Source organism: Moorena sp. SIO3H5, assembly GCF_010692395.1.
In the GTDB taxonomy this organism is placed as follows: domain Bacteria; phylum Cyanobacteriota; class Cyanobacteriia; order Cyanobacteriales; family Coleofasciculaceae; genus Moorena.
The window spans coordinates 18,443-39,901 of sequence record NZ_JAAHHS010000027.1; the positions used below are offsets into that span (position 1 = coordinate 18,443).

The window sequence follows — 21,459 nt, forward strand, 5'->3', positions numbered from 1 at the left end:
CTTTACCCTTTCGTTGAGTTGGCTTACTTTAACCATTCAGCCGTTGGCTATTCCCTTACCGTAGTCAACGCCTGACAGCTGTTCGGTGTAGCGTGGCCTTTGGCCAACGGCTGAATGCTGTTCGGTGTAGCGTCCGCGAGCGCGCATATGCTTAAGAATTATCAGCTAATCTTTGGCAATAATTTCAGGCATGATTTTGTTTGCTTTATTTATCGTAAATTTATGCTTTAATAAGACTTTTATAAGCCAATATTATTATTGGTAAAGTTTATTAATTTATCTATAATACTTAGCAGTATTTTAACTTGTTATTTCCTAAAGCAAAATCAAAGTTTTATCGTTTCGCTCTACTAATCAAAGTTTAGCAAAAATAGCGTTTTGTGTAGCTATAAGGTACACAAAATTTTTGCCTCTTCCCTCTTCTGACTTCCCTCTTCCGACTTTCCTCTTTTCTGCTCCCTGCTCCCTGCTCCCTGCTCCCTGCTCCCTAAAACCAAGACATTTGTACCTCACAAGTCGTAGAATTGCTATAAAAGACATGTTGGAAACAAAATGTCAACTTCTCACGGTGGTTATAACTGCCAAGTCATTTTTTTTTCCCCGACTAAAGTAAGGATTTAGGGTGTAGGGTATTGACAAGAGCGATACAAAGAGATAGGATTGCGATCGTGACCAAATAAAAGCCGATAGAACTAAATCAACAACGATTCAAGCAGTTGCCGAAGGAGGGAGTGGTAGAAATGCTCATTACTGTAGCGAAGGCTATAGCTCAGCAGCAAGCAACAATAGAAGAACTGAAACAAAAAATAGATAAACTGTCTGTAAGTAGCAGAATTAGAACGCAAAATTTTATCAAAGCCGCTATCACACAGACCTAGTCAAAAAAAAGAAAAATCAGAAATTAATAAAAACAAGATACAGGATAAAAATCTAAACGTCAACCATGCAGATAGCAAGGACATCCAGGAAAAACCTGGAGTGGCTCTCGGCCTAAGAATCCTTGGCAAAATACTGCTAATTTATCGGCTAATTGATTAAGTTTAGTAAATATTAAGTTTAGTAAAAAAAATGCTCTACTTAGGGGTGGTCTGTGATAGATGTTGAGCAAGCTAGACCGGCTCAACTTGATAAAACTGCACTTGCTCCTGGTTTGATTCCATAACCAACGTTGCTGAATCCTTAGATAGAATTCAAGGGAATTTTTATGCTCGCATACGGATTTATAACATTATTGAGTCTAGGTTCTGAGTACTACTTTAAATACGAGATTGATGCTCAGACTGGTTTCCAGATTTATTGGATTACAATTCCTGAGGGACTCGATAAAGAGCGCTATAGCAAACAAACAATCTCCGAGTTTCTAGCCGAATCATCAGTTGCACAAATTCTAAAACCTGGAGAAACCCTTGATAAGAGCATTTATCAAGCTAACCTAATCTTACCGGGATTACCTGCTTCACCTTTCGATGCATTTTATAATATTGAACTAACCTACAACAGCGATTCATTTACGTTAGGGGTTCAATCTACTGACTCTTTTGGATTTAGTCCGGAAGGTTCAACTTATTTCAAAGATTTAAATCTGAGTTTTACCCAGCAACTTAATTCCGAAACCGCCACTGTCAGTGGAACAGTAACGGCGGTTTTCTCTGGTCAAGATATTGTCCTTGAGGCCGGGGTGAGCGATGGCTCTGAACTGATTTTTAATTACAATGCCAATAATCCTCAGGAAATCCCGATTCAACCCTGGGGCAATTTAGAGTTGACGACTTTTACGGTGAAACCTGGGTCAAATCCTCTTCAACCCCAGGTGCTCTATTGGTTTGGTGAAAAGTCGGGAGAATGGGTTTATGATTGCTCCTTGAGGAATAGCGAAGATGCACCCGCCATCGACTTACGGATTCAAACGGAGCCAGAAACAGTGGAGTGGGGATTAGGCTCTATCGCTGTTAAAGATGGCTTGATCGAGAGTGAAAATGCCACCCTAGAAGCGGCAAACCTAAGTTCTGCTAGCAAACTGATCAAGGCATTCCAAGAGAGCAACGAAATCACTATTGCAACCTGGATTAAGCCTAGCAAAACGGGTCAAAAATACCCAGCTATAGTCGTTACTCTATCCGAAGATCCTCAAAATCCCTGTGTGACTCTCGCTCAAGGGGATTCAGAATGGCTAAAGGATTATGGCAATCGCTGGTCGGGGGATTGGTACCATCACGACGAGTATAGTGTGCTATTGCGCACCAACACTAATGATAGAAACCGATATTGGCAAATCCTGACCACAAGTCCCGACACAGTAACAACCGACGAGCTAACCTATGTTGTCTATACTTTCTCACAGAATAACTTCGGGGATGAGAGTGATAATGCCAAGGTGTATCTCAATGGGCAGCTAGACAATTCTAAATGGATTAATAGCGATAATCAGGAGCGTCATTTTTGGAGAAATTGGAATCAGCAGAGTAATCGTTGGAGAAATTGGACTCAGAGGAGTAATCGTTGGGAAAGTCGGGATGATGATGACGACAATCGTTGGGAAAGTCGGGATGATGAGGAGGATAATCCTTGGAAAGATAGGAATTATGATCCCGAACTTCAGCCTTGGACAAATCACCCTGCTGTTAAGTTAGCGTTAGCAAATGATGTTTTATTTAGCGATGGCAGGGGCAACTCCCGAAGGAATCAAGATTTCCCTTGGGAAGGGGAACTCTACGAGGTGGCAATTTATGACTCTGCCCTGACACCAGAGGCGATTTACCAGCGCTACTACCCCACTATTGAAATTTTGGGCAACCTGACGCTGACTAATATGCCCAGTCCTTTGAACCAACCCCTAATTGCTCAACTGACTTTGGAGGGTATGCCGGATGTAGAGCATTATTCAGAGTCTAAGCTCAATCTTAAGGTTGACACCTCTGAAATCCGGGAAGTTACTCCTGAGTTTGACTTCACCAAGATTGCCCTGGAATGGGAATCAGAAGCTGGAAGCTCCCCAAGCTGGTACTTTAAGTGGGGACAAGTGGATAGCACGTTATGGAAAACCTCAATTCCCTTTACGGCAGTTCAAGCCGATGCACCGGGTAAACTTGCCCTCAATTCACCGGAATTCGATTTTCAAATTGGATTAGGACAAATTAATACCCTAGAGGGGTTGTGTCTATTCCTGAAACCAGATACCACCGGGGAGATATGGCAGATGTCTTCCATCACCTCTGTGCCTGAACTAGTACTCCCCCAATTAAGGGATTATCGCCCATTTGATTGGACGGTAGATTTCAAGCTACTCTTTGCTCGTAACGATCAACAACGGAGTCAATTTGACCCCCTGGGGATTGAAGATGGGAAAGTGGTTCTCAAGGGCAATTGGTTGGGAGAAAACCTTGTACTCCATGGCTGGTGGCGCAATGAGCAGTTTGTCCTGGAAGGGCAAAGAAATTTAACTCTACCGTTTGAAGTTACCTTGGGTCCTATCTTTGAACCCGGTACTTCCCAAAAGATTATCGACCAGGTAGCGATCGCATCAGTGATGAACGCCACTGTAATCCTGGAACTGACTGAGTTAGGCTTTTTGGCAAAAGTCTCTGGAACCTTTGATTGGACAGATCAAGCAGGGACGGTAAACACCTTTACAGTGCCGGAGTTTACCCTAGTCCGCCCACCGCTGACTCCCAATCACATCCTGGAAGCGATTTTGGCAAGGTTAAACTCCCAAATAGATGTCATCTTTGCACAACAGTTTCGCCATCAAGCGGACTACTACTTTACGGTGGTGGAGGAAAAACCTGTTATTTATTTGGGCAATGGCAACGACTCTGCTGGGATTACCCAAACCACAACATTGCCCCAGTTATTCAGCACTGCTGCGGAGTCCAATAACATCTCCAGCACCACAGGCATCTTTACCCTTACAGAAAATGCCGATCAAAGCTGCACCCTGACCATCACTCCTCCGGAAAGCACTGACAATTGGCTAGATCAACTTAAGACCGATTACGACAACTTTATTGCTCAACTAGATACCAACAGTAATCTGATTGCTGGTACCCTCACCCTGGTAAAAACCCGCATTGCTGAACGGATGCCGTTGTTGGTTGAGGAAATTCTCTACTACTACTACGGCTTGGATAGCGTTAATGGCTCAGTGGATTTGCAAGCTGGAATGCGGTTACGGGTCGATTACCAAAACTATCAGTTTGTTCATCCAGCCCAATATACGGCTAATTCAGGGTTTGTGGGCAGTGGCACGTCCTACTATAGCCTCAACAGTTATCGGGATGGCACTAACCTAATGATTAATTTTGATGGGTTTTTGTCCCAAATTCAGCCCTATGTGACCACAGATATTGCTACGGTAGGGGCTGGAAGTAGTCTGGATACCTTTAAAGTTGGCTATCAAAAACCCTACTTGCGGCTGGTGTATCCTAGTTTGGCAGCTCCCTCTGCAGGTTCCCTCGATCCCGGACAGGCCGCAACCATTATGGGGGCAACAACAGTAACAGACCTGGATAAAAAGACAAACGTTGCTAGCTTTTATTTCCGAGGACGGGCAACAGTGATTCCAGAAATTACGGTGGTGCTACAGGAACAACCGGTATTTGTTCCGGTGGGAACGACTTTACGACAACTGATGGAGCAACATGTCAGTATTCCGTCAGTATCCCTGGGAGAATCCCTACTGAACTCTACCGGAAAACCGAGGTTGAGTCGCCTGTTACACGAAGGGGTGTCTAACGAACCTAGCTATCGGTTTATCTACCTCGACGAAAATAGTCCAGTGCTTGATTTGCCTCTGGTCAAAGGCGATCGCATTGTCCTGTAGGGGGTGAGCAGATGACTACCTTTACCCAATCAACAGCACAGGCGCTCTACGTTTTATCTGAATCCGTTAACCCTACCCTGCCCTATAGCATTGGTTTTTGGGTGAATGAAGGATCGATAGAAGGTTCTCAAACCCTTTCCCTGGAAGAAACTTGGACAATAAAGACGGGAGTATATCTATTTTTCAAAGCGGCTCTAGAAGGGAATGATGCTATAGACCCTTCCGTGTTGAGCGACCGCATTGGTGAATTTCTGATTACACCTTCGGTACGCAATACTCGGTTTTTGTGGATTGATAACCCAGAGGAGTTAGTCTCTCGCTGGCGATTTCATGCCCTGACCCTTTCCCCGACAGATACTGTAGAGCGACTGACCTTTTTTAATTTCCGCAATTATGAATTAGCGATCGCTAGTGGTGTAATTTGTCAGTTGAACGCAACCAAAGACGGATTTGTGTTTGCCCCCGATCCGTCTCTACACAACCTGCCTAGCACCGAGACTGAATCACCGGACACTGAATTACCGAAAAGTGACCCCTTTTATTTGTCCACAGGTTATGGTGCTCATCAACTCAAAGGGATTGAGGTCAATGAAGCAGGGGAAGCGATTCCGCAAAGCGGACGCTACGCGATCGCATTACCCTTTAGTGGAGAGTTGGCCGGTTGCCTGAGCTTTGCCCTGACCTTGCAAAACCGATCTCCTGGCACAGCCTCCTTTGAGGAACTAGTTTATCTGGATGTTACCCTGCGGATGTTTTTCAAATCCGCAAACTCCTTACTAGACCAGAATGACCCCTTGTCTGGTTTTGCAGGATTGAATAGCGACCAGGAATTCCTGATTTCTAGCCATCGATATCCCTTTTTGGGGGAAGATAGCGATGCTGCTTCCCATTATTCTCAGCAGGGGGATGGTAGCCAAAATCTGACCTTATATAGTGCCCTAGATCCACTCCAACCTTTGAATGGCGATCGCACTTACTTTGCCTTTGTAGAGCCAGGAAACTTGAACATTTCGGATTTATCCTTGCCTTCTTGTTATCGCACTAATTTGGGATATTCCATCCATGTCACTCCCCATGGTCATGGGGACAGTCGGCTAATCTTTGCAGAGCGTCCAGGGCAGAATTCTAGCATCTTTGGTTCACCTTTGTATCTAGTCCCCCAAGGTAAATATACTCTCTCGGTTCCCGATTACGAGAGTACCCCTATCTCCAGTGGTCAGGACTTTTCGATACGAGATGAAGATAACTTTTTGTGTGGATTAGCGGGGATTGAATACATTCAACTGTCGAGTCAACAGCTTAATATTCTGCATCTGGAAGCTGGAAAACCGACCTTTGCGCCGGATTTCGTTCCGGAGCAAATTGTAGAAACCAATGAAGCTGGGCAGCGTCTAGAATCGGAAACAACTACAGCTTGGGGATATATTGAATATGAAGATGACCAAGTCACGAATTTACCGGTCTATTTTTCCCAACCCAAGCAGTCATTGCTGTATCGAGCATCAACGTTTCAGGATGGAAACCAAGACCCAACTGATGATCCCCTCAGGTTTTTGGAGGTTCCCGTTACAGGACTGCCCAGGGGAGAGTATTTACCCTTGTTTCCCTATGGTGGCGTAAGTGGAACCCTGGCTCACTATCAGCAAATGGAGGAACAAATCCTCAATCCCCAGCGCCGCAAAAAAATTAAAATTATTGCTGAAACAGACACTACTCAACTTAGCGGTCAACCTCAAGGAATACTAGGGGGGATAGGGACATTTAGTCCCCAAGCATTCAGTGCCTTGAGTAGATCAGCTACCCCTGAAGCTCAGGCCATGACAGCTGCTGCTGCTACTACCTCAACAACAGAAACCATCACCGGTACAACTTCCCTGGGATTGTTGGCAACCTATTCCTCTGATTACCAAACCCTCAATAGTCTATTACTGGCGAAGGATACCGACAATGAGGATGTGAGTTTGCAGGACCTAGAACGGGGTTCATCCCTCCGTTCAGCTTTCCAGTCCAGTCAGATGTTCCTGGTGATCACTGACCCGACTTCCCTCAAAACCTTTGATACCAATGAACCTACTCAAGTTATCAAAGAGCATTTTCAGAACAATCAACTGACTATTCAAGGGTGGACCTTTGATCTCAATCCAGATAATTGGCGACAGGGCACAGGGGATACGGATACGGTATTACTGTTTAAGTTCCTAGATAAGCCCCTGATTGATATTCTCAAGGATACCGCCCTGTGGGAACAACCGGAGGTATTTGTCGGGACGGCAACGGATGCTGATGAACGGGTCAAGGAAATTAAAGCAGTGCGCGATCGCTTAGTGACATTCTTTGAAAATGCGATCGCAACCGCCAACGACCCCAATGCTGCTGAAAAAGACCGGGATAATGCTGCCCCTCTAGCCCGGGTTGGCAGCAGCACCTTTTGGTCAGGGATGATTGCGTTAAATGTCAAGCTCCCAGCTGGGACAGGACTGCCTCCAGACTTGAAAGCCCTAGAATGTGGCATACAAGACCAGGATAACTTCTACGCTCAGTATGTCGGGAGTAATGGCACCCCGATTTTGCCCCAAAATGGGGAATTGGTAGCGGAACAGTCTTCTTTGTTTGGATTGCTGGACTATCAAGACAACTCCGTGCCAGAAACCGGTCCCTTGGGCTATGCCTTCCAGGTGGCCAACTTACGGGTGCAATTCCAAAATTCTCAAATCACGGCATTTTCCAGTGAGGTCAATCTTACCCTAGATAAACTCTTTGACGAAGCCACCCAATTACTCAATAGTCGTTCAGGACGGAATATCGTCATTCTCCAGGGCTTTACGGAAGAACACGATGGCGTGATTACCTATAGCTTTAGCTTTAGCGGCGAGAACTATTTTGCCCTACCCGATAGTCATATTCTCAATAATGTTGACATCGTTAAGGCCACGTTTTCCACAGACCCCCCAGGCAATGATACTACACTCACCATTGGACGGTTTACCCTCTGGGGCCGTCTCAATTTCCGTGACCTAGAGACCTTTGATGGATTATCCTTTGGGTCAGATACTTCCCTGTCCGATGACGTGTTAACTGCCAGCAACCTGGTCAACCGCAGTGCCCGTGCTCTGGAAGACGATTATCAAGTAGGGATTGATACTCTCAATCAAGCATCAGCGGAGTTGCAGCAAAAACTGGATGAGCTAGCCAATAACGAACAATTCCTCCAGTTCTCAAAGCTAACCATTGTGATGAACTGCAAGCATACCAATGGTGCCCAGGATATCACCTTTAGTGTCGATGCCAGCCAAATTGCCTTTGATTTGGCTCAGAGTAAAGCCCGCCCCCATAGTCTCTACAGCAAATTTCCCCTTAAGCTGACTAACTTCGTCTATCTCGACCCTGCTCAACCGGATAGCAAGCCTAAAGGGTATCTTACGGTGAAAACTCCCTTGGGCACTGGTTCTATGCCCGACAGTGGCTTTGGTTTTAACTTCGAGTTTAATTTGGGCAGTTTGGGGGCATTGTCGGGTTCAGCTCAGTTTGTGGTTAATCTGTTGATTATCTGGGAACCGAATCAGGATGGTTCCCAGGAGAAAGCCACAACTTTTGTAGGATTGAGGCTACCGGGAATTGGTGGGGATGTGCTCGGTTTTCCTCTCCAAAGTGTACTGAAGCTGTCCTTCAAGACGGTGGAATTACTGGTTGATTCCACTAGCACTTCTGGTACAGCTTACTTGTTGAAAATTAAGAAGGTTGCTCTTAAGTTTTTTGTCCTCTCATTTCCCCCCAGTGGACAAACGGAAATTGTTATCTTTGGCAATCCTGATGCCACGGATAGTAATGATGCTGTTGGCTGGTATGCGGCCTATGCTAAAGGTTAAGGCTTTAAGGAATAGCTTGAATTTAATTTAAATAAACAGGAGATAAGATGGCAGAGGATAAAATCACTGATTATCAAGATATTAACGATATCCCAACCTTTATGGAGGAAGTAGAGACTACCTATAGCATTACTGAAGAATTGCCCATCAACTTATCTGACAATCATCCATTATCTGATATGTGGGCAAAATCAATTACTGTTACGGAAGGTACATCACCGGATCCTTGTTATACTGCTACTGGATCAATTAATGATCAGTTTCCTTTCAATTTTGCCGAGGATTTTCCCTTTGATAGTAAAGATTTTAGTTTTCTAACCAACCAAGACGTTGCTCCTGAACTGGCAATGAAGTTGAAGATTGATGTCTTCCAACCTATACCGGAACCTGAAGATAGGAGGGGGATTAAAGTTACGGTATTTTCGGTACCCCAATCCGATGATTATCCCAATGGAGTTATTGTTAAAAAAGGCTTAACCTTCGTGGATGAAAATGGAAATACTGTAACTGATGATAATCTATCAACAACAAAGATTCCAGAAGAATCAGTGGTGCCAACGGAAGCAGACGTTAAGCTCGATCAATTATAGCCTTTGTATCTCGGTTGTAAACACACGAATTGCTGAAAGAGGCAAGAGGCAAGAGGCAAGAGGCAAGAGGCAAGAGTAACCCACCCCTAACCCCTCCCAGGAGGGGAAAGCAAGAGGCAAGATGGGAAAGATATCCGGAGTTTTATTACCCAATAAAAAAATAAATTTTAGGTTTACTTTTTATTGAAAATATGATATATAATAAACAGTAAAATCTCTAACTTATAATTGTTGTAAATTGATAGTTGTTGAAACTAAATATTTTTGAATAAGGAGCAAAAAAATGTCAGAAACTAAAGTATTTTTTGGTGTTTCTCTAGAACTGGCTGGGAAGACAATTTCCCTAGAACCTAAAAATGCCATTAGTGAGCTTAAAGAAAAGGGAATTGAAGTTGAACTTCCGGCAGGGGAGAGAGTCTACCTTGGTACGGTTGGTACCTCTATTGGTAGTATTATGAGTACTCTAGGTGTCGAGGATACTAGTTTTATAGTGACCGACAAAGATGTTGAGGCTGATGACACACTGACAGAAGGAGCGATCAAAGCGAGTTTCTTGCCCGATATAGCTGTCTTACAGAATGCTGCTGATCTCGTTTTAGAAGCTGGTTTATATGTGGATGAATTTCATGTCAGAATTCCAGGTGCTGCCACAAGTGGAACAGTAACCAAAGAGAAAACAGCTTACACTGTTGGACTATCAGCAGAATGGCAAGATGATGCAGGTCAATTAATTGATGGATTAGACCTTAAATTAAAGGGGGTCTATTTCAAAGTTAGTAATGAAGAATAGCTATCAGCAATCAGCAATCAGCGATCAGCTATCAGCTAATGCTTCACAGGCTAGAAGCCTGTGCCACTTGGCTTTTAAATAAAATAAGCTGACGGCTGACGGCTGTTCGCGTAGCGTGAGCTAAAAGCTGACGGCTGTTCGCGTAGCGTGAGCTAAAAGCTGACGGCTGACGGCTGTTCGCGTAGCGTGAGCTAAAAGCTGACGGCTGACGGCTGACCACTGACCGCTGACCACTGACCGCTGACTTTCGATAATTCCATTTTTGCCTAGTAATCTTTTCTGAATCGAACGATGACTGCAATAGTGCAAAGAACAACCAGTGTTAGCTTTGGTATGATCTCCGAGCTAACCGTTGCTGGTGAAACCGTCAATTTGATCCTGGAGAAAATTGAAGACCGCAACGTAACGGTTTATCAGGGCGGTATGATTGCTGGACAGCGACTTTATGTCGTGGCGCTTTTGGAAGAATTAATTCCAGAATTAGATGCACCAGACTCGATTCAGAACTTAGCCATTACTAAAATGGCGGTGGAATTGCGACCGGATAAAGGGGCATTTTCCTTTGAGGCTGCTATTGAAAATGCCTGGTCGATTACCCTCGATTCGGGGCCAACCTTATCCATCAAACAGCTTGCCCTGTCAGTGTCGTCGGTCAAATCTTCTGGCTCAACCAATGGCACTCAACAGAATACGGCAGAATCCCTCTCCCAGCAGCGAAAACTGTCATTTGAGGGGCTGTTTGAGTTATTTGGGGGCGAATTTGCGGTTAAGGTCGCCCATCAATTTTCGTCACAGAGTGGCAAAATTGCCAGTCAGTGGGCATTTTCTGCCACTGCTGAAAATATCAGCATTACCGAAGTCATCAAAGCTTTTGGATTTTCCCAGGATAAACTCGATGAGTATGGGTTGCGGGATTTAGTAGTTTCCCTGGCATTTGCGCTACAACAAACCCGCTATCAAGACAGTAATACCCAAATCGTCGAATCCCGCTATACCTTCACCGGATCCATGGATTGGGATACTGGCATTGCCTTAGTGCCAGGGGAAGAAACCCTGCAAATCCAAGCGGCGATTGAAATATCCAAAACCTCCAGTAATAGATCCGGGGGAACCTCTACGACCCTAAAAGGCGCGATCGCAGGAACGGTCAAAGCCTCGATTCCCTTTTTCGATACCTTACAACTCTCGGTTATCTATACCTTTAGCCAAACCAGTAGCACCTCTAGCTCTGGTCGTTCATCCCAAGCCCTGGCAAATCGTACCGGTGAGTTAATTTTCCAACTCCAAATCAGTACCCTGTTGTTGAGCGCAGTCTACACCGATATCAATAATCGTAAACTGTTGCGGTTTAGCGTTAGTTTGGTCAGTGGAAAGAATCCCACCATTGGTGACCTGATTGCCTATATTGTCAGCGTCTATGACTCCAGCATTATTGACTTTGAACTCGATCCACCCTGGGATGAATTTGCTAAAGAAGAGATAGCGCTAGATAAGTTTAGTCTGGAGATAGACCTAACCGATAAATCCATCACCATTTCCTACAAGGCTACCTTGAATGTCTTGATTGCTAAGGTATCCAATGTGGGGCTGTCTTACCAGTTTGGGACTAAGTCATCTCAGGTTAGTACCCAACAAAATAATGCCAGAACAGCATCCAATAAGAAAATAGCGATCGCAGTAGACTTAAGTATTCCTGGAGAACCCAAAAAGCGAGTTCAGTGGGACCCAGTCAATGAAAATCCCCCACAAGTGCCCAGCACTAAAGCCCCGATCTTCGAGCTGAAGTTCCTGGCTTTGGGACAACGGGTTGCCTTTGCACCAGAAATTGTGCAGCAAGCTCGTACTATTGAGCAATTCACCACGGTGATGCGCCAAACCTTGGTACCCCTTCCCCCTATTAAACGGCGGCAAAATCCCCTCACAGCTCTGCAACAGTCCTTACCCTCAGCCGTCAGTTCTGACCCCAGTCAACCGATTCAATTTTCAGGTCAGCCAATACAGTTTAGTGCAGAGAGTGGGTGGTTAATTGGTGCCCAATTTGTGATTTTGGGTTCCATTGAGATCAGTATAATTTTCAACGATCCCTTTATCTATGGGCTGCGCATTAGCTTGTCGGGACCCCCGGTACAGAGTTTTGCTGGATTTGAATTTGAAATCCTCTATCGCCGCATTAGTGATACTGTCGGGGTCTATCGCAGTGAGCTGGTTTTACCGGACACCATGCGCTATATCGACTTTGGCGCTGTTCATATTACCCTGCCAGTGGTTGCCATTGAAATCTATACCAATGGGGACTTTGGTATCGATGTGGGCTTCCCTTGGGGTGGTGACTTTTCGAGATCCATTGCTGTTAATGTCGGCATCTTTTTAGGGTTAGGGGGCTTCTATTTCAATAAACTTAGTGCAGAAACAGCCACCAGTGTTCCCGACATTGTTAGTGGCACCTTTGACCCGGTATTGGAATTTGGCATTGGCTTACAGGTCGGGTTGGGGAAAATTATCAATAAAGGTCCTCTGCGCGCCGAATTCAGCATTACCATCCATGGGATTTTGCAAGGGGTGTTTGCTACCTATAATCCCACCGATACTAATGAGAAAAAGGCCACCTATTACCGGATTCAGGGTGGTGTAGCCATTGTTGGTCGCATCTATGGTGTCGTGGACTTTAAGGTCATTAAGGTTGATATAGAAGTCCTGGTTAAAGCTGCGGTGCTGTTTGTGGTGGAGGTATACAAAGCGATTCAGGTGGCTCTGGTGGCTACGGTTTCTGTCAAAGCATCGGTCAAGATTGGCTTTGTCCGGATCAGATTTAAGTTTAAATTGACCGTGCGGGAGCAATTTGTCCTCGGTTCAGATAGCACACCACCCTGGCAACTCGCTGCTGGTTCTGGGGGAGCCATGGCAGCAACTGTTCCCGTATTTACTGCCCGTGCTCAAACCCTGCATCCCTATCGAAATCGAATCAAAAAAAATGGTAGGGCTAATCGCTTTGCTTTTGCTAAAGCCCAGACCATTAGTAGCACAGGAACAGTTACAAATGTAACTACTACAAATGCTACTACTACAAATGTCACTACTGAAACATCTGGTGGACGGTCATTGCGATGGGATGATGGCACAACGGGAATTAAGCTAGAAATCCTTACCGACCAGGTGCGCCCGGAAACTGTAAAAGACGACAAGCTTCGCCTCGATATTTATTTTCAACCGTCCTTTACCAAGACCGAAACAGGGGTAAGTGGTATCGGGTTATTGTTTATGGAAAACTCGATTCCTCTAGACGATAGCAATAGCACTACTGGGGATAGCAATAGCACTACTGGAGATAGCAATAGCACTACTGGGGATATTAATACAGATAATGATACGGACTTTGATGAATTAGTTAAAGCCCTCTTCAAATGGGTGATTTATGCCTACTTATCAGATAGTGAGCGTAATGATTTGAATATCAACACAAGTGCTGTCAATGTTGATGCTCAAGTCTTAACCTTGGAATTGTTAGAAGATGTTTATACCCTATTCGTTAACTACTTAGAGGAAGAAGCTGCGGATGAGTTTTGGGAACCGCTAATTCGATTCTTGTCTAGGAATTTTATATTTGATATCACCGACCGCCCCATCGATAATACGGAAATTAGTGGTACCATTTTCCCGATGTTTCCTCAACTTCAGATGGAACTCAAGGATGGTGCTGATACTGTTATCAATACCGTTGATTTTGATAGTACAAAATATTCTCCTGATCAAATCAAGGCGATTCAAACCTATTTCCAATCCCTCAACTATAACCATAACCAGAGCACAGAAGAAGTACTGGGACAATTACCGACCAACAATGAATCTGGAAGTTTAGCGATCGCTGAACTTTTATTTATTGACTACTTCACCTTAATTATTCGTTCTGCGGTGCAGCTTGGCATCGATCATGTTAGGGATAAAAAAGAGGGGGTTGATGAAAATGGCCAGATTACCCTAGGCAATTTATTAAATAATTTCAATGGTGGTGAGTCGTTCCAATCCTTAGCGGGAATGACCTCACGATTCTTGTTGCATGGATTGCGAATACCCACCTTTACAGATAACACTACAACCATTGATGGACAACAAGCGGCTTATCTTGCTACAGGACAACAATTTACTGTTACAGTTACGCGCACTGCTCCCGCAACAGACGGGGATAGTGAGACAGTAACCATTACCCCCAATGAAATCCGGTTATCCAAACCGGATATGTTGACTTGGATTCGACTAATTGATGATCCCAGTGAGAACAGCGATAGTGAAACGTTAACCCCTGAACTGAATTATCCTTTCCCCGATACTGCTCCCTACAACACCATTGAGACGATTAAGCAGTTTGATGCAGCAGCAAGCAGTGGAATTTTGCCCACAACCTCTCCAAATATTCCAACAGTGGTAGGGCTTTATAATCCCACTAACCAACAATACACTATTCGCCAGAAAACTTACTGGAATGAATCTATCAATGCAGCAACTATTAACAATCTGCTGTGGGAACTTCCTTCCGGTTTATGTGATTATCTCAAGTCTAAGTCTGACCAGACAACGTTAACTCTTCTCTACAATCAGCAGCCAGTTCAAGATGGGGAAACTTTAAATACTGCGGAGATTGACCCAGGATATATTTGGGCAACTAAATTAACATTGGAAATCCGTCAAGTCTCCACCTCAGATGGGAGCGGATTTTTGCCCACGGTATACGCTATTGAACGGATTGAAACCGCTAGTCGGCAATTGCTGCAAGATATTCTGACAGCAAACGTAACTCCGACAACCTTGACCTTGTTGTATTTGGATGACAGTGGTGACTCGAAAGTTTTGACCCGTAATGGCAGTGCTGAAGTCTTGATGCTGAAGACGAATTTATCTCTAGATTCTGGGGATAATCGTACTGTGACACTAGACTCGTCTACGACCTTCCTACCATTCCTAACACTGGTACAGGAAAGCACCGTTGTAAATAGTGAAGGCTATTACCTCAACTATAGCTATACAGAAAATGATGAACAAAAGGGCTTACCAGATTCTCTGTTTGCTGATGGGGATACGGCTCAGGTAACTCTGTTAATGACCTTTAGCAGTACTGCTGCTAGCTATAACAACTGCCTTAATATTCCATCTGGTCATCCCCAGAGTAGTACACTCAATGGTGTCAGCGAAATTTTTGCCACCAGTAGTCAAACAACTAATGTGTTGAGGATTCCGGCGGGAAATCTTGGTTTTAGACTTACCCGTACTGCCATTGAACCTCAAGACAATGATACTGCGACCGATGAGATTCAAAACCTCTATCAGCTTTTGAGTTATCAGGTGCCCAGTACAGCAGCTGACTTTAAAACCGAGCAAGACCGTCTACCGATTGGACCTATTGAAGAGGATGAGGATAATACAACATGGGTCTATGAAAAAGTCTTGCCGGTTTATGCTTTAACCACCGCCGCCAACACAGCGTCTCAAGCATTACCGGAAATTCTCAAGGATACCCTCAATCCCTATTACGGCATTGGAGATACCTTTACGTTGGATTTTCGCTGGCAAGATATCTATGGCAATCGTTTGGGAAGCGATGGGGACTTTGCAGAAGGTATTAGCCAAAAATTAGGGTATTTCGACCCGATTTTGGGAATCAATCAATGGCCCTCGGTGGGTGAAAGCTATCAGATCACCAGCAAGGATGATAAGACTGCTAATTTGATTCTGGAATTGGTGTTAGACCAATCTAAATATATTCCCACTCCTGGAAATCTTTTCACTGAGGTACTGGATCAGATTAAAACTGACCGCGCCACCTATCAACAAATTTACTATCAGGTTCATGACTCGAACTTAACGTTTACGGTGAGTACATCGGTGATTCCCAGCGGTGACCAGGAGTTGACTGATGCCCAGCGTGCCGCCTTCACGGGGTTTGTGGATAATGTCTATAAGTATTTGGTCACCTTAGAATATCTGCAGCAATTTGCCTATACAGTCTCTGGTAACAGTGAAGACCTGGAATCCGTTGCTAATCAGTATGGTTGTGATATTGGAGATTTAGGGGATAGTAATGGTGCAGTTAGTGGTATTTTAACCAGTGGTCAAAGTATTCAGATTCCTGTAGGTATTCGGGTTGAGCCAACCAACAACTTAAATGCGATCGCAACCAAGCTCAACAAAGATTACGGCATTCAAAGTGACAAAGTTGAGGAAATTGTCACCAAATATGCAAAAACGGCGGATTTATTAGCGGTTGGTGGGATTATTTCTTACACCGATACCGCTAATCATTTCGTAAGCTATACCGTTCAAGATGGGGATACCTTCGAGTCAATTGCGATCGCACAACTCGCCCTAGAGGAAGACCACCTGATCGAAATCATCCTACAAACCATTGCTCAAGGGTTAGATACGACCCAAACTTTAACCAATGGTGTCCTGATCAAGGGTCTAGAATCATCCCACGTCAACAATTACGTTACCCTAAACGCCACCCTAGAGGAAATTGCCTATGGGGTATTGCAGCTGGAAAATGCTGACCTGGATCTGGAGTTTGACCAGATCCTGACTGACCGGATCAATGAGATTATTGCAGAGAATGAATCGACGGTATTGCTGGCAGGGGTTACGGTTTCAGCCTTGGATAGCACAACCCAGGATGGCGAGACGTTGGGCAATCTTCGAGACCGTCTGTTAGCAGCATCCCAGGATGTGGTTGAGGCCATTCGTGGTCTGGAAATTTTCCCCACGGACACAACATTAACGGTCACGGTGACCAAGAATGATGAAGCAACACCAACTCCGTTTAATGTAGACATCAAGATTATTACTGACAAGACCTGGAGTGCGATCGCTACGGCATTCCCCAATACCTCTAGGATAGAAACTGTTGAAACGGTTATTCTTGCCAATGCCCAACGCCAGGATTTACTGGTGGCAGGTTCGACAATAACAATAACAATGCCCGATAGTAGCCTTGATTACACCATCCAGGCTCAGGATAGTCTATATCACATTGCCCTTAACCAGTTTATCGCCACTACTGATGTTCGCTCTATCGATGTGCTGAAATCCAGCATGGTTGCTGAAGTGGGTGCCCTAGACTATACCATTGCTGAGGCAATTCTGCCGGAACAGAACACCATTGCTTACCTAACTCAGCAGCTTCATCTACAAACCAACCTTCATCGCACGGTTTTGGAAACGGTACAAGCCGTGGGCAATATCAGTGACATTCTGACTGAATCTGCGATCCTTAGTCAATTAGCTGTGGTTGCTGCTGCTGTCAGCGATATGACTGGGTTATTTGGTACGGAGGATGTAATCCTGGCTGACGTGCTGTTGAACTACACTGTCACCAGTGGGGATAGCTTTGAGCAAATGATTGCTATTGCTGCTGCCCATGATGGTCAAATTATTACCGATCAAACCACAGCAGGGGATATTGCTCTTCAAAATCCCACTTTAGCCTTAGAGTCCGGGGCAACTCTCTACATTCCGGATCGCTTTACCCTGGATACCTCTTCTGCACAGAACCCTGACTATCTAGCAGTGGTATCCACAGATCAAACCACATCCCTGAGTACCTTAACCAGTACCATGGGAACGGAAATTACCCCAGCAGCCGTAGCGGTGGCTAACCAAACCCTGGCAGGACTCTTGAGTGGCAATACTGCTATCGATGTCCGTCCGGTTTTGGCATCCCTGACTAAGATTAGTTACAACAGTGACGATACGGTAAATAGCGACTTAGAACGGTTAGCGCTCTTCATCGATAGTCAAACTATCCAGACCGGAACCGATGAAACCTTCTACACTCTGACCTCTCGATGGGCGCAAACCCTGGTTAACTTCAAAAATAATATTGATGGCGATGCCAGTCAAACCCAGCAAAGCATTGGGAATAGTATTGATGGCGATGCCAGTCAAACCCAGCAAAGCATTGGGGCTGTGAATGCTATTTATGAGCAACTGGAGAACTTGGAAGGGGCAAATCGCATTGCGTTACGGGCCTTACTTGATCCCAATGATAGTGAATCTTCTTTGAGTATCTTGAAAGCAACACTGCTGGATGGAGGTGCCCTTAAACCCCAATTCCAGCCATCAACGGTTCATAGCGAATCTGATACCCTAGAACTAGAAAATGATGTCCTGAATGCGATCGCTAATATCGAAACTGCCCATGGTCAACCCGATGATCAGGTATTGATCGACACCTTACAGACATCATTGGAGATTATTCATCGCATGTATGACCTCAGTTGTCTGAAAACAGCGGTGGATCTGTTAGAAAAGCGATCGCAACGCCCCCTAACTGTGGCAGAAGTAGCAGAGGCGCTCCAAAATGAATCGGGTCTAATTGAGGCCAATCAAAATTGGATTGTTCCCCCAGCAGTAGCTAGCACAAAGGTTGATCTCACCTTCCGGGATGACGATAATAGTCTTATGTATCCAACGGATTTACTTTTCCCGGTCACCGTACAGCTGGAAATGCGACGCAACGAGGATTTGATGCATTCCGACGATGTGTCTGAAGCTGAGGTAGTATCAGCCTATTTTGCCCCCAAAACCGTTGTGCTGACCAGCTCTTCCGATGATGAAAATGCTGAGTTTAGTGAACGCCTGGCCTCCCTTGACCCCTTTGCCAAGGCATTTGAGCAAGCACTACCTAACTTAAAGCTAGCAGTGGGGAGGGATGCTGGGAATATTGATAATGCTAATCCTCAAAACAGTGATACCCTGTGGGCAGTTCATCTGGGGGATACCGGGATTAGTTACGATATCAAAGAGGATTTCCCCTACTTCTTTTCCGCTGCGCCTTTGAGCAATACCTTAATGTCAGGGGAAGTAAACCTTTACAGCTACACCCAAGATGGTGGACTTGACCAAACCTCAACAGAAACCGTGCGAGTGGATGCGGTAGACCTGAATGGTTTAGCCCGTAACTATTTACGTGCTATTGAAGATATCCTGAAACCGGAAACAGCTATCCCTGCAGTGAATGATACTATTGAAGTGGATGATCCCACTTTACAGGATGAGCTTAGGGGCATTTTAAAGGATCAGCTTAGGCGGATTTTAGATGTCAAAGCAAGTTTGGCCGATTCGATTAGTAAAAATGTGACCCATGTATTGGATACTTCTGTGGATACAACTTCCGAAGAGTATACTACTCGCCAAACCTTAGCGGTGGAAGCACTCCAAAAGGAATTGCTGACAAATTTAGCGGATGCTTACGACATTGAAACCATTGTTCAATATAACGTGGATGTCGCGATCGCTGATCGCTATCAATGGTCTGATCAAGATATTCCTCGTTTATCTGGGCAACCAGTGATGAACGGGGCTTATTACACCAATCCTGAAAGTACACCCAACTCCACTAGTTCTGACGCAGAAAAGCAAGCTCTGCTTCAATCGATAGATTTCACCTTATCTCCAGCTAAAATTGAACTGAGCGATGCCAACAATGGTAAGTCTACGCTAACCTTTTTCTTTAATACCCAAACTCCTCAGCGTTACGAAGATATTGCGGTTAATCTGAACTATCAGGTTAATGAGTTGGAATACAATATTAATACTACTAATTCCACCTCCTCTTGGCTCAATTTTATTCAACCTCTCAACGATGAGCCTAATCAAATTGGAGATGTTCAAATTCCCATTCCTTTGCGAGATTTTCCCCTTCCTCCTTCTCTGATTTCCCATACAGCAATTCCTGACCCCGACAGCTTTGCTGGTGAGATTCTCAGTGCTGAGGATATTCGAGACTGGAATTATGTTTTCCTCTATGAACATCCCGATGTGGCTCAAGATACCATTGAATGCCGGATTGAATACAATGGTTCCTCTAAATTAACGATTAATGATGTCTCTTTGAAGGAAGACGAACAAAAGGCAGTTTTCACTATTACCTTATCTCCTCCCTCTGAACAGACTGTTAGTGTTTATTATGAAACCCAGGATGGAACCGCAAAAGCACCAGGAGATTACACGGCAATTCCCAAAACTCTGCTGGAATTTGATCCAGGTGAAACCACCAAAGAAATTGAGGTGACAGTCAACAGCGATGATGTTGTTGAAAATAATGAAACCTTTACTATTTTGCTGAGTAATGCAGTTAATGCAGACATTGCGGACCCAGTGGGTGTTGGCACAATTATCGATACGACCAATACTATTGATCCACTTTTGGATACCCTGGTGCGGTTTAACAATCTATATCCAACCCTAGCCAGTGATCTCAAAACTTTGGAAACCGGGTTAACCTCTAACAACCAGACTACCAACGTGACTACGGTTACTTCTGCTGCTTATGCCCTCAGTGCCTTTGCGACTCTAGCAGAAGACGTGGCTAGGTCATGGCAAATTTGGCAACCGATTGCGATCGCACAGGCATCTCGCCAGACAGTTCACTACAATATTGATGAAAACCTATCCGCTGACGAAGAAACCAAAACAGTTATCATCACTCCCACTAACAATATTCCCGTTACTGATCAACAAATTACTGATCAACAAATCTTAGATATTGAGTTACCAGGGTATGAGTTAAATGAGACCAGGCAAAACGATGTCACCACTAACTCCCCCACAGTACCTTATACAACAATTGAGTATGATTTCACCAAATTGCTTGATGCAACTGGGGTAGAAACCTTTGGGGAGTCGGCATTACCAGACCGTAAGGTGACTGTAACTAATTTGGATGTGTTGGACTATCAAAATGCCTGGGGTGCTATCCGTCTCGCCCGCAATAAAAATTTGATTGATGGCCGGGAAACCAATGCTGCTTTCATCTTCCAGACTCCTGAAGTAAGGTTTAAGAATCGGATTACTCCTCTAATAGTTAATGATAAGCGTTGGGATATTGCAGACCTGGGCGATTCCAGAAGTAAAGCCTTGGATAAGCATCTCGAAGAGTTATTCAAAGTCTTGCTCCCAGCTATCATTAACCGTCCTTATGATATTCGGATTAGCTGTCAGTATGCCTTTGCTTTAGCTAGCAATACTAGCGCCACTGGTAATGAAGAAGAACTATTAGCTTCCTTACCTGTTTTACTAACTCCTCGATTTACGGTTCAAAAGTCTGGGGATTCCACTATGTTAACAGTGACTGAACAGCTGCGAACAAATATTGTCGGAGAAATTGACTATTGGCAGGAACAGAAAAACCCCAATAAAACCAGGGGACGATATCTATTTAGTTTTAGTTTCTTTTCCAATCCAGAAAATGTGAGTACTACAGAGAATCCTAATTTGCCTTTGTTAACGGTGGAAAACTTGAATCTTTTGCTGACAGATATTAGTGAAGAATAGTAAGTTATCAGCGGTCAGCTATCAGCTATTCACACAGCTAAGAATTTTTATAGGGATAAAAACTCTACGAAGGGA

The 21,459-nt window shown here is 44.5% G+C and carries 9 protein-coding genes; 7 read left to right on the plus strand and 2 right to left on the minus strand.

Features of this window, described 5'->3' with window-relative positions:
• Positions 1-406 precede the first annotated feature (406 nt).
• The 5 genes from F6K52_RS04815 to F6K52_RS04835 all read left to right on the plus strand — a co-directional run bounded on the left by F6K52_RS04815 (position 407) and on the right by F6K52_RS04835 (position 9,275).
• On the plus strand, positions 407-613 hold the full coding sequence (locus F6K52_RS04815; protein WP_293074783.1) for a hypothetical protein: 207 nt from the start codon (positions 407-409) through the stop codon (positions 611-613).
• Between the two features lie 127 nt (positions 614-740).
• Positions 741-878, plus strand: coding sequence for a hypothetical protein (locus F6K52_RS04820; RefSeq protein ID WP_293074785.1), 138 nt, complete (start codon positions 741-743; stop codon positions 876-878).
• Between the two features lie 326 nt (positions 879-1,204).
• Positions 1,205-4,819 carry a LamG domain-containing protein gene (locus F6K52_RS04825; protein ID WP_293074788.1) on the plus strand — a complete coding sequence of 1,205 codons (3,615 nt, stop codon included), beginning with the start codon at positions 1,205-1,207 and terminating at the stop codon, positions 4,817-4,819.
• 11 nt (positions 4,820-4,830) lie between these two features.
• Positions 4,831-8,685 carry a hypothetical protein gene (locus tag F6K52_RS04830; protein WP_293074791.1) on the plus strand — a complete coding sequence of 1,285 codons (3,855 nt, stop codon included), beginning with the start codon at positions 4,831-4,833 and terminating at the stop codon, positions 8,683-8,685.
• Positions 8,686-8,732: 47 nt separating this feature from the next.
• Positions 8,733-9,275 (plus strand): hypothetical protein, encoded by a 543-nt coding sequence (locus F6K52_RS04835; protein WP_293074793.1) that lies wholly within the window; start codon positions 8,733-8,735, stop codon positions 9,273-9,275.
• On the opposite strand, the gene F6K52_RS04840 is transcribed toward F6K52_RS04835, so the two are convergent.
• Positions 9,270-9,428, minus strand: a complete 159-nt coding sequence (locus F6K52_RS04840; RefSeq protein WP_293074797.1) for a hypothetical protein — start codon at positions 9,426-9,428, stop codon at positions 9,270-9,272. The genes F6K52_RS04835 and F6K52_RS04840 overlap by 6 nt on opposite strands.
• A gap of 130 nt (positions 9,429-9,558) precedes the next feature.
• Between F6K52_RS04840 and F6K52_RS04845 the strand changes: the two genes are divergently transcribed.
• Positions 9,559-10,065 carry a hypothetical protein gene (locus tag F6K52_RS04845; RefSeq protein ID WP_293074800.1) on the plus strand — a complete coding sequence of 169 codons (507 nt, stop codon included), beginning with the start codon at positions 9,559-9,561 and terminating at the stop codon, positions 10,063-10,065.
• 43 nt (positions 10,066-10,108) lie between these two features.
• Here F6K52_RS04845 and F6K52_RS04850 read toward each other — a convergent pair whose 3' ends face one another.
• Positions 10,109-10,366 carry a hypothetical protein gene (locus F6K52_RS04850; RefSeq protein ID WP_293074804.1) on the minus strand — a complete coding sequence of 86 codons (258 nt, stop codon included), beginning with the start codon at positions 10,364-10,366 and terminating at the stop codon, positions 10,109-10,111.
• Between F6K52_RS04850 and F6K52_RS04855 the strand changes: the two genes are divergently transcribed.
• Positions 10,357-21,384, plus strand: a complete 11,028-nt coding sequence (locus F6K52_RS04855; protein ID WP_293074807.1) for a Calx-beta domain-containing protein — start codon at positions 10,357-10,359, stop codon at positions 21,382-21,384. The two genes, F6K52_RS04850 and F6K52_RS04855, sit on opposite strands and share 10 nt — an antisense overlap.
• Positions 21,385-21,459 lie beyond the last annotated feature (75 nt).